We start from the raw sequence: 17,065 nt of genomic DNA on the forward strand, positions 1-17,065 counted from the left end.
AACTATGTGCAACTGGGAGCAGGCATGGCTTGCATATGAACCGATAGAAAATCAAAAAGATAAGAAGTATTTTGAATCTGTGTATACACAGCAGAACGGAGTGCTGGTTGAAAGCGCACTCAGAGAAATAAAGACAGCAGCCGAAAAACTGTTTTCTATCACAGTGAGAAGAGGAGAAAACAGAGAGGAAGCGGGGCTTATATTAGAGTTGAATCCGGCCCTGAATCTGGGAAAAGAAGGGTATCAGATCACAGAGGAAGAAGACAGGATCTATATACGCGCGGCAAAAGAAAACGGGCTTTTATACGGAACATTCCGCCTTCTTCTTATGGTATCCTCCGGAAAAGAGATCACCGGCGTTTCTATTCGGGAGATACCGTCGAATCCTGTAAGGATGCTGAATCAGTGGGACAACATAGATGGAAGCATTGAGCGGGGATACGCAGGAAGATCCTTTTTTTATGAAAACGGGAAAGTCTGTGTGACTGAGCGGATCAGAGATTATGCCAGACTGCTCTGCTCTGTTGGAATCAACGGAATTTCTATTAATAATGTGAATGTGCGTAACGGTGCAGAATGGCTTATCTCAGAGAGGCATTATAAAGAACTGGAGCAGATTTCCCATATTTTTGCACAGTACGGGATTTCCATGTATCTCTGCATTGATTTTGCAGCACCCATGACTCTGGGCGGGCTTTCCTGCGCAGACCCATTGAAGGAAGAAGTAAAAGACTGGTGGGAGAAAAAATGCGGCGAAATTTTCGGACGGCTTCCCAATATGGGAGGTTTTCTTGTAAAAGCGGATTCCGAAGGACGTCCCGGACCCTTTGCCTACGGGAGGAACCATGCAGACGGTGCCAATATGCTGGCCCGCGCGGTTAAACCGTACGGAGGGACCATCATATGGAGATGTTTTGTGTACAACTGCCAGCAGGACTGGCGTGACCGCAGGACAGACCGGGCATGTGCCGGATACGACAACTTCATGCCTCTGGACGGAAAATTCGATGATAATGTCATTCTCCAGATTAAAAACGGACCCATTGATTTCCAGGTGAGAGAACCTGTCCATCCTCTTTTCGGGGGTCTGCAGCATACAAACCAGATGCTGGAAGTTCAGATCGCCCAGGAGTACACAGGACAGCAGATCGATGTGTGTTATCTGGTTCCTATGTGGAAAGAAGTGCTGGATTTCTCCACGGGATGTGGAAAACCGGAGGACACAGTGGCGGATATCATTTCCGGCAGGACATTCGGACAGCAAAGATGCGGTATGGCAGCAGTAGCCAACACAGGAAGGGATGCCAACTGGACAGGCCATGACCTGGCAGGCGCCAATCTGTACGGATTCGGACGTCTGGCCTTTGATCCGCGGCTATCCGCAGAGGAGATCGCCAGCGAGTGGATTTCCCTGCAGATCAGCAGAGACAGCGACGTGAACAGGAGTATTTCAGATATCCTTCTTCGTTCCAGAGAGGTTTATGAAAAATACACTGCGCCTCTTGGAATCGGTTTTATGGTGAACCCCGCACATCATTACGGTCCCAATCCCGAGGGATACGAATATTCCAAATGGGGTACCTACCACAGAGCCGACCACCTGGCAGTGGGCGTTGACAGAAGCGCAGGGGGGACCGGATACAGCGAACAGTATTTTGAGAAAAATGCTGCCCTGTTCAGAGAAAAGGGAACCTGCCCGGAAAATTTGCTTTTGTTTTTCCACCGTGTTCCCTACACATACCGGCTGCATTCCGGAAAGACATTGATACAGCACATTTATGACAGTCATTTTGAGGGACACGAACAGGTCCTGCAGATGCAGAAAGACTGGGAACTTTTGGAGGGCAGAATCCCGCAGCACATTTTCTTAAGAGTTAAGGAACGGTTCACGCGCCAGGCTGAAAACAGCCGGGAATGGTGCGATGTGATCAACAGCTTCTTCTACAGAAAATCCATGATTCCCGACGAACAGGGAAGAGAAATCTTCTGATATATGCAAATCCTTTTGCCGGATAACAGAAATGTTTCCGGCAGAAGGATTTTTTTATTTATCTTGTGTACAGAGGATTGGGAGCTGCCAGCGTGATAAGGAGCAGAATGTTCCATATCTGTATATTGCAAAGCGTGCTTCCGGGCCCGGAGTGAACAGCAGATGCAGACAAGCTTTGGCCTATGTTTTAGGAAGTCAGATGTACAAAGTAGATGGAATGGGGTATAATAGGTAGAAAGCCAAAATCAAAAAATAGTGAAAAATTTGCGGAATCAGGCATCATAAAGGAGATAAAAATGCTTACATCATTAATTATAGGAATCATATCAGGCTGGATAGCCGGAAGAATCATGGGCGTAAAAAAGGGAGGCTTCATAAAAACCATCGCAATTGGAATTGCAGGCTCCTTTGTCGGCGGAGGAATCATGTCGTTAGTGGGATTTTATGCGTACGGTTTTCTTGCCAATATTATGGTATCTGTTTTGGGGGCGTGCATTTTCTTATACATTGCGAAGAAGATTTTTAAATAGTGGAAAGGTTGAGCTGACATCTGTGAAAACGCTTGAAAAACATAGTTAAATGAGGAGAAATCTGGATAAGCCTGTAGTTCGACCCGGTTGGGTGTGGATTACAGGCTTTTTAAGATTAATATCTTATTTTCTGTTATCCATATTTCCTTCAACGATACTAGAAGAAGATGTAGTTCCTATGAACAGTATATAGAGCAGATTCAAAATCGTCTGGTTCGTGATTTGGTAAAAGAGTATCCGGGAGTGGAACTATATGATGAGACAGAAGTGATAGATATTCTCAGCTATATTAATTCTGAGAATCCCTTGACACGTTTTATCTTTGTATTGGACGAATGGGATTTTATTTTTCATCAGGATTTTGTGACCTAGAGGATAAAAAGAACTATCTCTGGGATATGTCTACCGCTTGGCGAAAGAATCCAATCGAATGCTGCAGGCAACGCTTGAGGGGGATATGAAAACCATGACAGAGATTCTTATCGTATAGAACGGGAAGATAAGGCAGGAAAAGGATATGTTGGCTTCATATTTTATCCCGAAACAGACAGGAATGCTATGCGCATTTCGTTTTCAAGGGAAAATAGGGGAAGAGTCCAGATATCCAAGAGAGTTTCTGGCTGTAGGAATCAGTTATAACGTAAACGCACCATGGTGGGTGCGCAGAATTCTTACTAAACTTTTGAGACAATAGACTTACCAAGTATGAAAAGTTGAGGCTTAACTTTTTATACCACTATAGTATTGGAGGTTAGTCTATGAAATCAGTAACATCATCAGTCGCCAGAAACTATGGCCTGCAAGAGTGGGCAACTCAGATTTGAGAATGCCAAAACAGACTTCCTGGAACATCTGTAAAAGAATGGTGTGGGCAGCACGATTTAAACGTAGCGAATTATTACTATCGTCTTCGTGAAGTACGTAAGGCATGTCTGCAAAATATTCCAGCAAAACCAATGACACAAAATATTATTCCAGTTCCTTCAAACCTGATTACCAGCAGTGCGAATCGTGCTGTTGAAATCACTGTCGGAAGGATTCGGAGTTTCTGATGCAACATCACCAGAACTTCTGAAGATGGTATAGCAGGTGGCTGCGGATGTTAAATGATGCTGTTTGTTTTAAAAATGTTTATATCGTAACCGGATATACAGATTTACGCTTTGGAATTGATTCCTTGGCAGCATTAATAAAATCAAAGTCAGGGAAGGAACCATTTGTTCCGGACACGTTGTATTTGTTCTGTGGCAGACGAACGGATCGCATCAAAGGATTGGTTTGGGAATCTGACGGTTATCTGCTTTTATACAAAAGATTGGAACAAGGAAACTTCCAATGGCCACGATCTGAATCAGAAGTTCATAATCTCTCTCAGCAACAGTTTCACTGGTTAATGGAAGGTCTTACAGTTGCCCCCAAAAAGGTTGTCAAACAAGTAGAACCACCAGACCGTGAGACAGTAGACAAAGTTGAGAAGATGAAAGTCTGCACATGCCTGAACCCACTGCATACCTGCCTTGCTATTTACGGATGCCTGTTCGGATATGAGAAAATTTCCGATGGCGAGAAATTCCAGAAATGGGAAGAGACACTGGAGATGGCAATCGGAATACATTACGGAGTGAAAAGAGATAACAACCGCCGCGTATTCAATGAATTGGGACCGGATGCAGGAATTGACTGTATCAATAACTTTGCCCCATCCTCTGAGAGGGCAGATTACCTGAATGCACTGGCAGAGACAGATGAACTTCCAAAGACAATTCAGTATTCCCTGAACCCGAATGATAACGCATCAATCGGAACGATCATCGGATGTTTCCAGGATTCATCTAACATCGGTAAAATCCAGCAGGGAAGCGGATGGTGGTTCAATGACAACAAGACAGGTATGACTGAGCAGATGACTTCTCTGGCAAACTTAGGACTGCTCGGAAACTTCATCGGTATGCTGACAGCGGAGGAACGTGCTGCATATATGGAAGATATTGAAAAAGTTGTAAATGCAATCCATGAGTTATATCATCCACAGAAAATTAACTACGGTGCGTACGGAGATACCGGACATCATCTGCATTTTCATCTTGTTCCGAAATACAAGGATGAGTATGAGTGGGGTGGTGTATTTGTCATGAACCCGGGAGAAAATTCTTGTCTGATGAGGAATATGTGGAGATGGCAGGAGAGATCCGTGATGCTTTAAAGTGTGGAAAAGAAGATTAATTAAAATAGAAAATACAATATGAAAAGCAGGAACACAGCAAAGTGAGACAGCACGATGCTGTGTTCCTGCTTTTCATAGAAGTCATAAAGAATGGAGGTCTTTTTATGCAGAATGATTACGATATTTTAAAGGAGAAATTCCCACATATTTTTTAAAAATACGTTCGAAATAAGTAATCGTATCAAATCCGCAGGCATCTGCAATCTGGGTGATATTGCATCTATTTGCGCCGGGATGTTTGAGCATAGAACAAGCACGCTTGATTCTCTGAATATTGGTGTATTCACTGACAGTATACCCGGTTACTTCCTTAAAAATTCGACTGAGATAGCACTTATTAACGAAGAATTGTTCGGAAAGTTGGCTCAAACAAATAGTTTCATTGTAATGTGTATTAATATAGTCGGAGACACTTTTGATTAGTTGATGTTTGGGCGAGTTGCATAATAAGGATGATGCTGTGTCAGGCAACAGTTTCTGATAATGCTGACAGATTACAAAAAGCTGAAGTAAAAGCCCGTTTATCATGAGTGTGTAGTTGGTTTTTCGGTTGAGAAGTTCCGTGTGAATGGAAAACAGTAACTGTTCAATTGTACGTCGTCCATCTGTGTCGAACGTTAAAAGAGTGCAGTCTGATTGAAAAAAATCAGGCATTGTAGACGTCAATAGTGTTTTCAGTAACGGTTCAAAAACAATCGGGTCAAGATTTAACAGAATACGATCGTGATGAGTATTGCCGGAATGTGCTGTTTTATGAATGCACCCTCGGTTTAAGAAGACGAGAGTTCCTTTGTGCAGATGATAGGTCTGAGTTTCTATAAAATAATAACGTTCCCCTTCAAGAAGATAGTATATCTCATAGGAATTGCTGTGAACATGACGATAAGGCATTGTAAAAGGTTCGTTTCTCTGTATACGCTCTATGAAAAGTCCGTTCATACTATCTTTAAAAATTGTCCGTTCCATGTAAAATCTCCTTAAAAGTAAATATAGTTCGAAAAAGATGAAAAAAGAAAAATTAGTATAAGAATATTATATAATATTTCACTATAATGTCTAGTATAGTAATGAAAAAAGATATAAATGCAGAAAGGTGATGTGAAATGATTTACGGAGAACAGAAAGTAAAAGACCTACAGATTGCTTATATAGGAGGTGGTTCCAGAGGATGGGCCTGGACGTTCATGACAGATTTGGCATTGGAAGAGTCAATGAGCGGAACAATACGTCTCTATGATTTGGATTTTGAAGCTGCAAAAGCAAATGAAATAATCGGCAATAGAATAAGTGAGCGGGAAGAAGCTGTCGGAAAGTGGAGTTATATCACTTGCAATACATTAAGAGAAGCATTAGCAGGAGCAGATTTTGTTGTAATCTCTATTCTTCCGGGTACATTTGATGAGATGGAAAGTGATGTGCATATGCCGGAAAGACTTGGCATTTATCAATCAGTAGGAGACACGGCAGGACCAGGAGGAATGATACGTGCGCTTCGGACAATTCCGATGTTTGTTGAAATTGCAGAAGGCGTAAGAGAATATGCACCAGAGGCGTGGATAATCAACTATACAAATCCGATGTCGCTTTGCGTGAAAACGTTGTATCATACATTCCCAGAAATTAAAGCTTTTGGTTGTTGCCATGAAGTATTTGGGACACAGAAAATTCTAAAGGGAATTTTGGAAGATACGCAGAATCTGCAGAATATTGAGCGCAGGGACATTCATGTGAATGTGTTGGGGATTAATCATTTTACGTGGTTCGATGAGGCGTCTTACAAGGGAATAGATTTATTCCCGGTTTATAAAAAATATATAGAAGAACATTTTGCGGAAGGTTATTATGAACATGATACAAACTGGGCAAATACATGTTTTGCATGTAATCATCGTGTCAAATTTGATTTGTTTAGAAAATACGGTTTGATCGCAGCAGCCGGCAATCGTCATCTGGCGGAATTCATGCCGGGAAATGAGTATCTTAATAATCCACAGACAGTAGATGAGTGGGGCTTTGCTCTTACATCTGTAGCATGGAGAAAAAATGATTTAAAGAACAGAATGGAAAAGAGCAGAAGACTGGCATCGGGAGAAGAAGAGGTTAAATTAAAACCGACAGGTGAGGAAGGAATTCTTCTGATAAAGGCACTCTGTGGTTTGGAACGTATAATCAGCAATGTAAATATTCCAAACACAGCGGCTCAGATAAGCAATCTTCCTAAAGATGCAATCGTAGAAACAAATGCTGTATTTGAGTATGGTCATGTGCGTCCTATTGCCGCAGGAAAAGTACCGGATCAAGTAAGAAAGCTGATCATGCCACATATTGAAAACCATGAGACAATCCTACAGGCAGCATTGAATTGCGATAAAGATGCAGTTGTGAAAGCTTTTATGAATGATCCGATTGTAAAGGGGAAAAATTGCAGCGAGAGAGAGATACGCATGCTGGTGAGTGATATGATCTCTGCAACAGATAAATATCTTCCAAAAGGGTGGAAGAATGATGAAAAAAATAAGAGATAAATTTATGAATCTGCCGATACGAACTGCATTAACAATTATGTTGTTCCCTTTTTTCCTTTTCCTGATATTTTGCTGTTTTGTGTTTTATTTTTCCGGAATTCATCATTATTCAGGACTTGTAAAAGAGAATGCGCAAACGATTGTGCACCAAAGCAGAGACTCCCTGAACCGGGAAATTGAAAATATACAGGAAATGGCAGAAGGAATTTTGTCTGCACGGGCATTCTACAATATGGATTACAACCTTGAGAATGGAAATAATCCGATAACTCCGGTTGAGTATCTGCAGCTAGATACAAGTGTTACACAATTTGTACGTCACTATTCAGTTTATATGGACTTCGGTGGAATATATTTGTCTGATAATTCCATATATTACTGGCTTTCCAATCAGGAGAGTGATGACTCGGGTATGTTGAGAAATGTTGATTATACGCAATATTTGTCAGAAAATACTTTAGAGTGGATTCAATTGGATGAGCTGTTGCCTGAGGAAATGTCAGAGGGAAAAACTTGTCATTTTGCTATTATTAAGACTGTTGGAGATGAAGAAAGTAAAGTGAGCGGATTTGGAATCATGGGAATTCGGGATGATGTGTTTCTTAATCAAATACAGAATAGCAGATTGACATTCAGTAGCAGTATGGCCTTTATAAGACGGGATGGAGAAATCATTACACCGGATTCCGAAAATAATACATTGGATAATCTGACAGAGTCCGACAGAAAAAATATAGAGGTAAAAATGAAGGAAGTTCGGGGAGAGGAGGTGCTCTCTTTTGAAACGGGAGATTATTATGTGGTATATACACCGATTGTAATTAAGGATATAGGAATACTTGCAGTGATACCGACAAAGGAATTATATATGAGCTTGAATGATTTTACGCATATTTTTTTATTTACCATATTGGCGGCGGTATTCATTTTTATTGTGCTTTATTTTGTAATACCAAATTATTTTTCCACCCCTGTTATGAAATTGCTTGGGCAGATGAGACAAATAAACGGACCAAATGATGCAGGGATGATTGGTGTGGATGGCTATCGGGAAATCAATCAGATCGGTACAGGAATCAATGAGATGATAGGTCGAATCCATGCGTTAACAGAATCTATTCAGCATGAAATGACTGCAAAACAGGCAACTCAATTACAGTATCTATTTGCACAGATTAATCCTCATTTTTTGTATAACACTCTGGATTGTATCAGGGAATTATGTGTGTGCAGAGAAAATGAGAAGGCTGCTGAGATGATAGATCAGCTTGCGGCATTTTACAGAATCGGAGTAAGTAAAGGAAAATCCTATATTACCATAGAGGATGAATTACGCCATATTACTTCTTATTTATCGATTTTGCAGACGAGATTTGAAGATTTTCAGTTCCGGGTTGAAGTTCCGGAAGAGTTGAAGTACTGCTATACATTGAGAATGATTTTGCAGCCAATTGTGGAAAACGCTGTGTACCATGGAATACGTCCGTATAAAACAGACGGGATTGTTGAGATTATAGTCAGAAAAGAGGAAGAGTTAATTGCGTTTCATGTAAAAGATGATGGAGGTGGAATCGCAGAGGATGTTCTGGAGGGAATCTGTAAGTCGTTGGACGAGCCAATATGTGAATATACAGAAAAATCTTATGGTGTGTACGGAATAAAAAATGTTCAGGACAGAATTCAGCTTGCATATGGAAAACAATATAAAATTCAAATAGAAACAGAACCGGATTGTGGTACGGAAATTATAGTGTCAATACCTTACAAGGAGAAATAGAAGTGACAAAGATTGTATTTGTAGATGATGATGCAATTATAAGGAGAGGAATTACAACAAAGATAGATTGGAAAGAAAATGGCTGGGACTTGATATATACTGCGAGAGATGCGATGGAAGCTCTGGACTTTATCAAGGAAAATATGCCTGACATTATTATTACAGACATCAAAATGCCGGGAATGAACGGAATCGAGATGGCAGAGATTGCAAGAGATTATTATCCGTATCTTAAGTTCATTTTTATTTCAGGGTATAAGGAATTTGAATATGCTCAACAGGTGCTTAAACTGAATGCTGTGGATTACCTGACAAAACCTCTCGATAAGAATGAATTGATTGAAGTAGTGAAAAAAGCAGAAAATTTGTATCGACAGGAGCGGAAAACAGAACATATACTTAAGGAAGAGTACCCGCAGATTAAACGGAACTATATATCGAAATTAATGAGAGAGAATTTTCAGCATTTGGACGATGATTTTTTCAAAATATTTGATATTAATCTTTCCAGTGGCCTTGGAATGGTTGCTTTTATCAATTTTCATTATAATGAAATGATTCCGGTAGATGAGGCTAAAGAGAAAATAGAAAAATATTGTGATTTTTTGACAAATGCATTCAAAGGAAGTTTCTTTTTTTGCATGGATAACTTGCAGATTTTTATGATCTATACAGAGAAAGAGAGCAAACAAGTATCTATAATGTATGAAAATCTTGGAAATATGGAATTTATGTTTCGGCAGTTTGCAAAGGGGCAGTTAGAGTCGGAAAGCGTAGAGTTCTTTTATGGAAGCGTGATGCATTCTTTTTATGAGTTATATCAATCCTATCAGAATGCACTGCAGAAAATTAATTCAAATGTAGATGATCTGCTCATTGCGGTGCGTCATTATATAGAAGAACATTTTGGAGACGAGGAGCTTACACTTGTTCAGATAGCGGAGCATTTTGGGATTAATCATTGTTATCTGACCAGCGCATTTAAGAAAAAATTCAATATTAATCTGTATGATTATATTATCAAGGTACGGATGGAAAATGCTGCAAGGCTCATTAAAAACACAGATTTAAAAAATTATGAAATTGCAGAAGCAACCGGATATAAAAATCCACAGTATTTCAGCTTAAGCTTTAAAAAATATTATAATTGCACAGTTACACAATATCGAACGGCGCATAGAAACGCATAAATGAGGGAAGGAATTCACGGTAGGATTCCTTCCCTCATTTATGCAAAGATATAAAGTAAAGATATTATAAATTTTTCCCAAAGTTATTGAATTTACTATCTCTGAAAATCATGGTTAAATACACATAAAGGATGAAATATAAAGAAAGAAGGGAAAAAATGATGAAAAAGAGGAATCCGAGTTCACCTGCTCTTGGGAAGAAGAAAACTGAGTGGGCTCCATATTTATTGATATCACCGGCAGTGATTTTGATTGTTGGTGTTATGCTGTATCCGCTTTGCAAGACATTTTATCTTGCGTTTCAAAATTACAATCCGGCAATGCCATTTGCAAATGGATTCTGTGGATTTGACAATTTCATAAAAATATTTACGACCGGTGAATTTTATTCCGCACTTGTTGTGTCGTTGAAGTGGGTTGTTGCAGAAGTTATTTTACAGGTGGTATTCGGAATGATCGTAGCCTTGATTTTGAATCAAAAATTCCGTGGAAGAGGATTCTTTCGTGCGCTGGTATTTGTACCATGGGCAATGTCAGGGGTACTGACTGCGGTATTGTTTAGCTTGATTTACAATCAGAACTATGGAGTACTGAATGATTTGCTTACAAAGATTGGTTTGATTAGTGAAAATGTTGCATGGCTCGCAAGTACAAAGGTGATTTTGGGTGCGGTAGTCGTCGCTGAACTTTGGAGAGGAATTCCATTTTTTGCAATCAGTCTTCTTGCTGGAATGCAGGGACTGTCACAAGATGTTTATGAAGCTGCAAGAGTTGATGGTGCAAACAAAATTAAGACATTTATATATGTGACGCTTCCACTTTTGAAAGATACGATTGTTCTTACTACGTTGTTGCGTACAATTTGGGAGTTTAACAGTGTAGACTTGATTTATAGTTTGACAGGAGGAGGTCCGGTTGGAAAAACAACAACACTTAGTATGTTAATTGCAAATCAGGCCTTGACCACAAATAATTATGGATACGGATCTGCAATTTCCGTAGTCAGCTTCTTTATCCTGGCAATTATTGCGGTTATTTATATGAAGGCATCAGGGTTTGGGAAGGGAAGTGAAGAATAATGCGCGAGAAAAAAAGAGATATTATTTTTTTAAGATGGATTCCATTGCTTTTCATATGCAGTTATGTGGTATTTCCGATTTATTGGGCAATTAACACCGCTTTTAAAAATGAGGGTGAGATTTTAGGAAAAAATATTACATACCTTCCGAAAAATCCGACACTGGCTAATTTTATTGATGCATGGACAAATGTAGGGTTTGATAAGTACTTCTTCAACAGTTTGAAGGTAAGTACAATATCTGTCCTTTTTATCGTGATGATATCAGTTATGGCAGGATATGCATTGAGCCGATATAAATTTCGGTTTAAAGGTGCATTTCTTGGGTTGCTGCTTGCAGTACAGTTTATTCCAGGAGCAGTATTGATGGTTCCGTTGTTTAATATTTTCAATCATGTGCATTTAGTGGGAACACATATTGCGTTAGTGATTGTAAATGTCACATTTCAGACCCCGTTTTGCTGTGTGTTGATGAGAGGGTTTGTGGAAGGAATACCGTTTGCATTAGAAGAAGCGGCGATGATTGACGGATGCAGCAGAGTGAAGGGAGTATTTAAAGTGGTACTTCCAATGCTGATTCCGGGAATAGTGACTGTTGCGGCTTTTGCTTTAATCGGCTGCTGGAACGAGTTCTTGTTTGCGATGATGTTCTTGAATGATCCGGTGAAGTATACTGTTCCGATTGGATTGAAGATGATGCAGGGAGAATATGGTATTCATTATGGTGCGATGGCAGCAGGTGCAATTGTTGCGATGGTAATTCCCGTTGCATTATTTGCATATTTACAGAAATATCTCGTCAGCGGATTAAGTTCCGGTGCGGTAAAAGGTTAATCCCGGTTACGGATAACATATAAAAAAATGGAGGTAAAAAAGGATGAAAAAGAAAGTAGTAGCAGTGTTAATGACGTGTGCGATGGCAGTAACCATGATGGCAGGCTGTGGTGGAGGAGATACTGCAAAAGAGCAGGGGAGTGCGGAAACATCCACAGATAAGGACGAAAAAGTGGAGATTACATTCTGGGATAATTATGCAACTCCACAGAGTACAGAAAGATTTAAGGATCTCATCGCAAAATTCGAAAGTGAGAATCCGAATATTACAGTAAAACATGTACCGCTTCCGTCAGACCAGGCAAAATCAAAATATGATGTAGCAATCCAGTCAGGTTCTACTCCGGACTGTGGCGTTATCTATCAGTATTGGATGAATGACTTTATTATTCAGGATGCATTAGAGCCATTGGATAATTATGTTGCAGAATGGGAAAATTATGATCAAATGCTCGAGACATTCCAGAAAAGTATTAAAGATACAGCTCCGGATGGAAAACTTTACGGTCTGGCACAATCTGTTGTTCCGCCGACACTGTGGTACAACACAGAATTATTCGAAAAGGCAGGATTGGAAGCGCCTACAACATGGGATGAAGTATTTGAAGATACGAAAAAGCTGACAGATAAAGAAAACGGAGTATACGGATTTTCTATCCGAGGAGGTGCAGGTAGTTCACAGCAGTTAGAGCAGATGTTGTATCAGTATTCAGGTATTACAGAGATGTTTGACGAAGACGGAAATTCTACTATCAATGATCCTTTACATGTAAAATTCCTGGAAGAGTTTGCTTCTCTTTATAATGAATATACTCCGGAAAGCGATATTACAAATGCAAGTACAGAGATGATTTCTGCATTTGATTCAGGTTCTGCAGCAATGATTTTCCACAATATAGCTTCCTATGCAATGCACAAAGAGACACTTGGAGACAACAAAGTTGGAGCAATTGTTAATTTGAAGTCCAAAGATGGAGACAGCGTACTTGTTTCTAACGGAGTTGTAACGTTGTCGGTATTTAAAAATTCGGAGCATCCGGATGAAGCATTCAAATTTATCAGCTTCCTCAGTGAACATGAAAATAACAGTTATTACTGTGAAAAATTTGGCTCTCTTCCATGTAATAAAGTTGCAATGGAAGATGAGTGGGTAAAAGAATCTAAACCTGTACAGGCGGCAGCAGATACACTTTTAAATCAGGAAACGAAGATTGCTACACTTCCGGTAAATGTTACAGGATACTTTGATCTGCACTCCAACACACTGGCAAAAGATTTCCAGAATGTTCTTCTTGGAAATGAAACAGCTCAGCAGTATCTGGATAAATGGGCAGATCAGATGACTGCACTGAAAAAACAGTACGATGAGAATGTTGTGAACAAATAAGATTACGCTTGTGAATTGTCAAAAGAAACACGCCCTTATAAGGCGTGTTTCTTTTAAAATAAAAATACTATTATAGTCAGAAAAAATCTGGTTAGATGAGTAGAGGAGGAAAGATAATGACAGATTGGCTGAAAACAGAATTTGAAAATCCCAAGGTACAATATCGTGTGAAACCATTTTGGTTCTGGAATGGGGATATTACGGAAGAAGGTATTGAGAAGCAAATCAGAGAAATGCATGAAAAAGGTGTAGGTGGATTTTATCTTTCTGCTCGTCAGGGACAGGCAGTGCCGTATTTATCACAAAAGTGGTTTTCGCTTGTAAAATATGCCTGTGAGTGTGCAAAAGCATATGGAATGGAAGCATGGCTGTATGATGAATATCCATATCCAAGTGGAATGGGAGGCGGAGAAGTACTGCGTCGGCATCCAGAGGCAGAACATAAAGTATTAAGTCACGTCCGGATTGAAGCTGAAGGTGGTACAGAGTTATCCCATGAGCTGGAAAATGGAATCATATTATATGCAAAAGCATTTCTTGTTCAGGGGAATGGAAGTATAGATAGGGAATCGGTAATTGATGTCAGAGATAACATCGGTATTCTTCAAACAGAGCAAATATATCAGATTACCGGGCTTACGATGTACAATAATAAGCGTTTCTTTTCATATGGACCACAGAACATTCTTAATGTTACGTTGCCGGAAGGTAAATGGATTGTTGAAATTTATTACGAAAAACCAATGGGGGATTTCAAATTTTACGGTGGATACATTGATCCATGCCATGAAGATGCGGTGAAAACTTTCCTGGATACAACACATGAAGCTTATAAAAAAGCTTTGACAGGGGAAGATGAACAAAAATCTAATCTGTCAGATTATGCGAAAGGTATCTTTTCGGATGAAGTCGGTATGCTTAGCCCGGTGCCATGGTCAGATCGGGTTCCGGAGGCATTTGAACGGATAAAGGGGTATTCCATTCTGGAAAATATGCCTGGAATATACGATGCCTCATGGCCAAATTCGTATAGGATACGCTATGATCTTTATGATGTGGTAAATCAGATTTTTGTGGAAAGCTATCATAAACAGGTATCAGATTGGTGTGAACAGGAAGGAATACAATATTGTACAGAAGTTCCGTTTATGCGATTGTCAACGCAGCGATATAGTCATATTCCGGGAGGGGATACAGGTCATGAAAAAGCGGGAAGAGAATTGGAATGGATTTATGATAAGTATCTTTGTGCGTTTCGATACAGCGCAAATGCAGTAGCATCTCTTGCAAGGCAGCTGGGAAGAAAACAGTGTCTGATAGAGAGTTTTCACAGTGTGGGCTGGACTATGACGCTTCAAGATGCGAAATGGATGTTGGATCGTCTTGCAGCAAGTGGAATTAACCAGTATGTATTTCATGCCTTCTATTACACAATAGAATCCATTAACAAACATGACGCACCTCCTTCACAGTTTTATCAGAATCCGTATTGGAAGCATTATCGCAAACTGGCTGATTATGCAGCGCGCTTAAGTGTTTATGTTACAGAAACGCGAGAAACAACGGAAATTGCAGTATTAGACCCGGTACCGAGTTTGTGGGCTCTTTTAGGAAATCCGTTTCACGGATTCCCATATGAAGGGGAAGACAAAGAGGAAAAAGAAAAATGTGAACAGTTAAGAAACAATTGGATGTATACAACAAAAACATTACTTTTGAATCAATTGCAGTATAATCACCTGGATTCTGAAATGCTTCCGGAGTTTACGGTAGAGAACGGCCGACTGAAACATGGTGATGCATCTTATAAGATTGTAATTATTCCTCCGTCTTTGTTTTATGAACACAGCGCTTATTTGAAACTTAAGGAATTTGCAGAAGCGGGAGGAAATATGGTTTTCTTGGGGAATCTTCCGTACTTGTCTATGGATATACACGAGACAGATTGCGAAGCAGAGGAAAAATGGAACTGGCTTTTAGAGGAATATCCTTCACAGGTTACATTTATGAAAGCAGAAGGGCGGTTTGAAAATGCAGACATAGAGAATGCATTCATCGAAAAAATAAAACAATTGGCAGATGAACCGGTGGATATATTGTTTGCAGAAGAAACACAACGAAAGAATTTTATCACGTCAATTCGAAAGAATGAGGATGGAACTCTGTTCCTTTCGCTTGTGAATCAAGGTAAACGTCCAGCGGATGTCATTTTGTACAACAGAAGAAGTTCAAACTATAAAATGGAACAGATTAAAATGGAAGATGGCACATGTATCGCCTCAGGATGTCTTCAAAATAAAAAGAAGCTGAAGTTTGCACCATTGGAAAGTAAATATTTCCGGCTTACTAAAGAAGTGACTTTGGAACAAAAAGATAATACCAACGGAAAAGAGAGGAATCTGATAATTTCCACGAAAGAACCATTTAGTGTTAGAGTTCACGGAAGTAATGTGTTCCGACTTGCAAAATGGAAAATCTCAAGAGATAGAAAACAGTGGTTTGCGACAGAACCTATGACTTTGATTGAACAGGCTGCAGCATTCCCTTTGCTTGAAAAAGAAGATTATATTTACCAAAGTACATTTGGAACGCCTAAGCATGTGAAGATGAAATTTCCGATTTCTGTTGCTTACAGAACAGAATTTGAAGCAGAAAGCAAACCGAAATCTGCGGAAATAATGCTGGATAGGAGGGCGATTACAGGCACATATAAGATAAGAATAAATGAAACGGAAGTGAATCGGGATGTGTTTCAATATCGTTTTATTAATGATGAGCATAATCTTGTGGCGGATATTTCTAATTTGTTAAAAGAAGGAAACAATACAGTCGAAATAGAAGTTGAAGCAGAGCGCGAATCAGATGGATTAAAGGATCCGATTTATCTGTTAGGAAATTTCGGGGTTTCGGACAATCATGTTCTGATACGACAACCGGAAAAGGCAGTATTTGACAGTCATTATATAAAAGGATTTCCGTATTACAGCGGAGATATGACATTTGAGAACGAGATGGTCTTTGATAAATGTGACGGTACGGTGAACGTATCATTTGATTTTTATGATACATGTATGGATTGTCTGGAACTAAAAATAAACGGAACATCTCTGGGCGTCCGGGCTTTTACACCATATCAATGGAAATGCCAGGCAGAATTATTAAAGCAGGGAAAAAATCATGTGGAGTTGATTCGTACAAATACGTTGGCAAATATGCTAGAGGGGACATATTTTGACTATGATAAACATGAACTTGTGAATATTTGAACTCGGGATTTCATCAATCCGCGGTCTGTAAATTATTGTACAGATTGCAAGAACAGAGTTTTGTGAAGTTGAAGCAAAGGGGGCAGACCCCTTTGCTCTGGTTTGTACAACAGACGACCCAGTTGAATCACTGGAATAAGAAGATTGTAAAGGGAATTCCCTAACGGATCTATTTTGATTTTAGGAAGTTCAGGGTACGGAAAAACATATTTTTGCTGCAGAAAACTGGAAGAAATATGAGAAAGTGGGAAAAATACTTATATT

The 17,065-nt window shown here is 39.6% G+C and carries 11 protein-coding genes and 3 pseudogenes; 13 read left to right on the forward strand and 1 reads right to left on the reverse strand.

Annotated features, from left to right (window positions below; translation table 11 throughout):
* The first annotated feature begins 4 nt into the window (after nucleotides 1-4).
* The 6 genes and pseudogenes from V8Q34_RS07575 to V8Q34_RS07600 all read left to right on the forward strand — a co-directional run.
* Nucleotides 5-1,990, forward strand: a complete 1,986-nt coding sequence (locus V8Q34_RS07575; RefSeq protein WP_335835172.1) for an alpha-glucuronidase family glycosyl hydrolase — start codon at nucleotides 5-7, stop codon at nucleotides 1,988-1,990.
* A 296-nt stretch (nucleotides 1,991-2,286) separates the two neighbouring features.
* The gene (locus V8Q34_RS07580) at nucleotides 2,287-2,520 is read left to right on the forward strand and encodes a GlsB/YeaQ/YmgE family stress response membrane protein (protein WP_033141494.1); all 234 of its coding nucleotides are present in this window, start codon (nucleotides 2,287-2,289) and stop codon (nucleotides 2,518-2,520) included.
* A gap of 93 nt (nucleotides 2,521-2,613) precedes the next feature.
* Nucleotides 2,614-2,892: a hypothetical protein gene (locus tag V8Q34_RS07585; protein WP_335835173.1), complete on the forward strand. Its 279-nt coding sequence runs from the start codon at nucleotides 2,614-2,616 to the stop codon at nucleotides 2,890-2,892.
* Nucleotides 2,893-3,619: 727 nt separating this feature from the next.
* Nucleotides 3,620-3,925: pseudogene (tnpB, locus tag V8Q34_RS07590) on the forward strand (IS66 family insertion sequence element accessory protein TnpB); the annotation flags it as partial.
* A gap of 42 nt (nucleotides 3,926-3,967) precedes the next feature.
* Nucleotides 3,968-4,477, forward strand: a pseudogene (locus V8Q34_RS07595) (glucuronate isomerase); the annotation flags it as partial.
* A pseudogene (locus V8Q34_RS07600) lies at nucleotides 4,472-4,743 on the forward strand (HIT family protein); the annotation flags it as partial. The pseudogenes V8Q34_RS07595 and V8Q34_RS07600, both read left to right, overlap by 6 nt.
* Nucleotides 4,744-4,846: 103 nt before the next feature.
* Here V8Q34_RS07600 and V8Q34_RS07605 read toward each other — a convergent pair.
* A complete protein-coding gene (locus tag V8Q34_RS07605) occupies nucleotides 4,847-5,710 on the reverse strand; it encodes a helix-turn-helix transcriptional regulator (RefSeq protein ID WP_227210953.1) in 864 nt (287 codons plus the stop codon).
* A 137-nt stretch (nucleotides 5,711-5,847) separates the two neighbouring features.
* On the opposite strand from V8Q34_RS07605, the gene V8Q34_RS07610 reads away from it, so the two are divergent.
* The 7 genes from V8Q34_RS07610 to V8Q34_RS07640 all read left to right on the forward strand — a co-directional run bounded on the left by V8Q34_RS07610 (nucleotide 5,848) and on the right by V8Q34_RS07640 (nucleotide 16,801).
* Nucleotides 5,848-7,269 carry a family 4 glycosyl hydrolase gene (locus V8Q34_RS07610; RefSeq protein ID WP_335835174.1) on the forward strand — a complete coding sequence of 474 codons (1,422 nt, stop codon included), beginning with the start codon at nucleotides 5,848-5,850 and terminating at the stop codon, nucleotides 7,267-7,269.
* On the forward strand, nucleotides 7,247-9,046 hold the full coding sequence (locus V8Q34_RS07615) for a cache domain-containing sensor histidine kinase (protein WP_227210955.1): 1,800 nt from the start codon (nucleotides 7,247-7,249) through the stop codon (nucleotides 9,044-9,046). The genes V8Q34_RS07610 and V8Q34_RS07615 overlap by 23 nt, the downstream gene beginning before the upstream one ends.
* Nucleotides 9,047-9,048: 2 nt before the next feature.
* Nucleotides 9,049-10,236: a response regulator gene (locus tag V8Q34_RS07620; RefSeq protein ID WP_227210956.1), complete on the forward strand. Its 1,188-nt coding sequence runs from the start codon at nucleotides 9,049-9,051 to the stop codon at nucleotides 10,234-10,236.
* 158 nt (nucleotides 10,237-10,394) lie between these two features.
* On the forward strand, nucleotides 10,395-11,315 hold the full coding sequence (locus V8Q34_RS07625) for a carbohydrate ABC transporter permease (protein WP_227210957.1): 921 nt from the start codon (nucleotides 10,395-10,397) through the stop codon (nucleotides 11,313-11,315).
* Nucleotides 11,315-12,148, forward strand: a complete 834-nt coding sequence (locus tag V8Q34_RS07630) for a carbohydrate ABC transporter permease (protein WP_227210958.1) — start codon at nucleotides 11,315-11,317, stop codon at nucleotides 12,146-12,148. The genes V8Q34_RS07625 and V8Q34_RS07630 overlap by 1 nt, the downstream gene beginning before the upstream one ends.
* A gap of 43 nt (nucleotides 12,149-12,191) precedes the next feature.
* Nucleotides 12,192-13,535, forward strand: coding sequence for an ABC transporter substrate-binding protein (locus tag V8Q34_RS07635; RefSeq protein ID WP_227210959.1), 1,344 nt, complete (start codon nucleotides 12,192-12,194; stop codon nucleotides 13,533-13,535).
* A gap of 116 nt (nucleotides 13,536-13,651) precedes the next feature.
* Complete coding sequence (locus tag V8Q34_RS07640) at nucleotides 13,652-16,801, forward strand: glycosyl hydrolase (protein WP_227210960.1); 3,150 nt, start codon at nucleotides 13,652-13,654, stop codon at nucleotides 16,799-16,801.
* Nucleotides 16,802-17,065 lie beyond the last annotated feature (264 nt).

Source organism: Blautia sp. JLR.GB0024 (assembly GCF_037000545.1).
Classification (GTDB): domain Bacteria; phylum Bacillota; class Clostridia; order Lachnospirales; family Lachnospiraceae; genus Blautia; species Blautia celeris.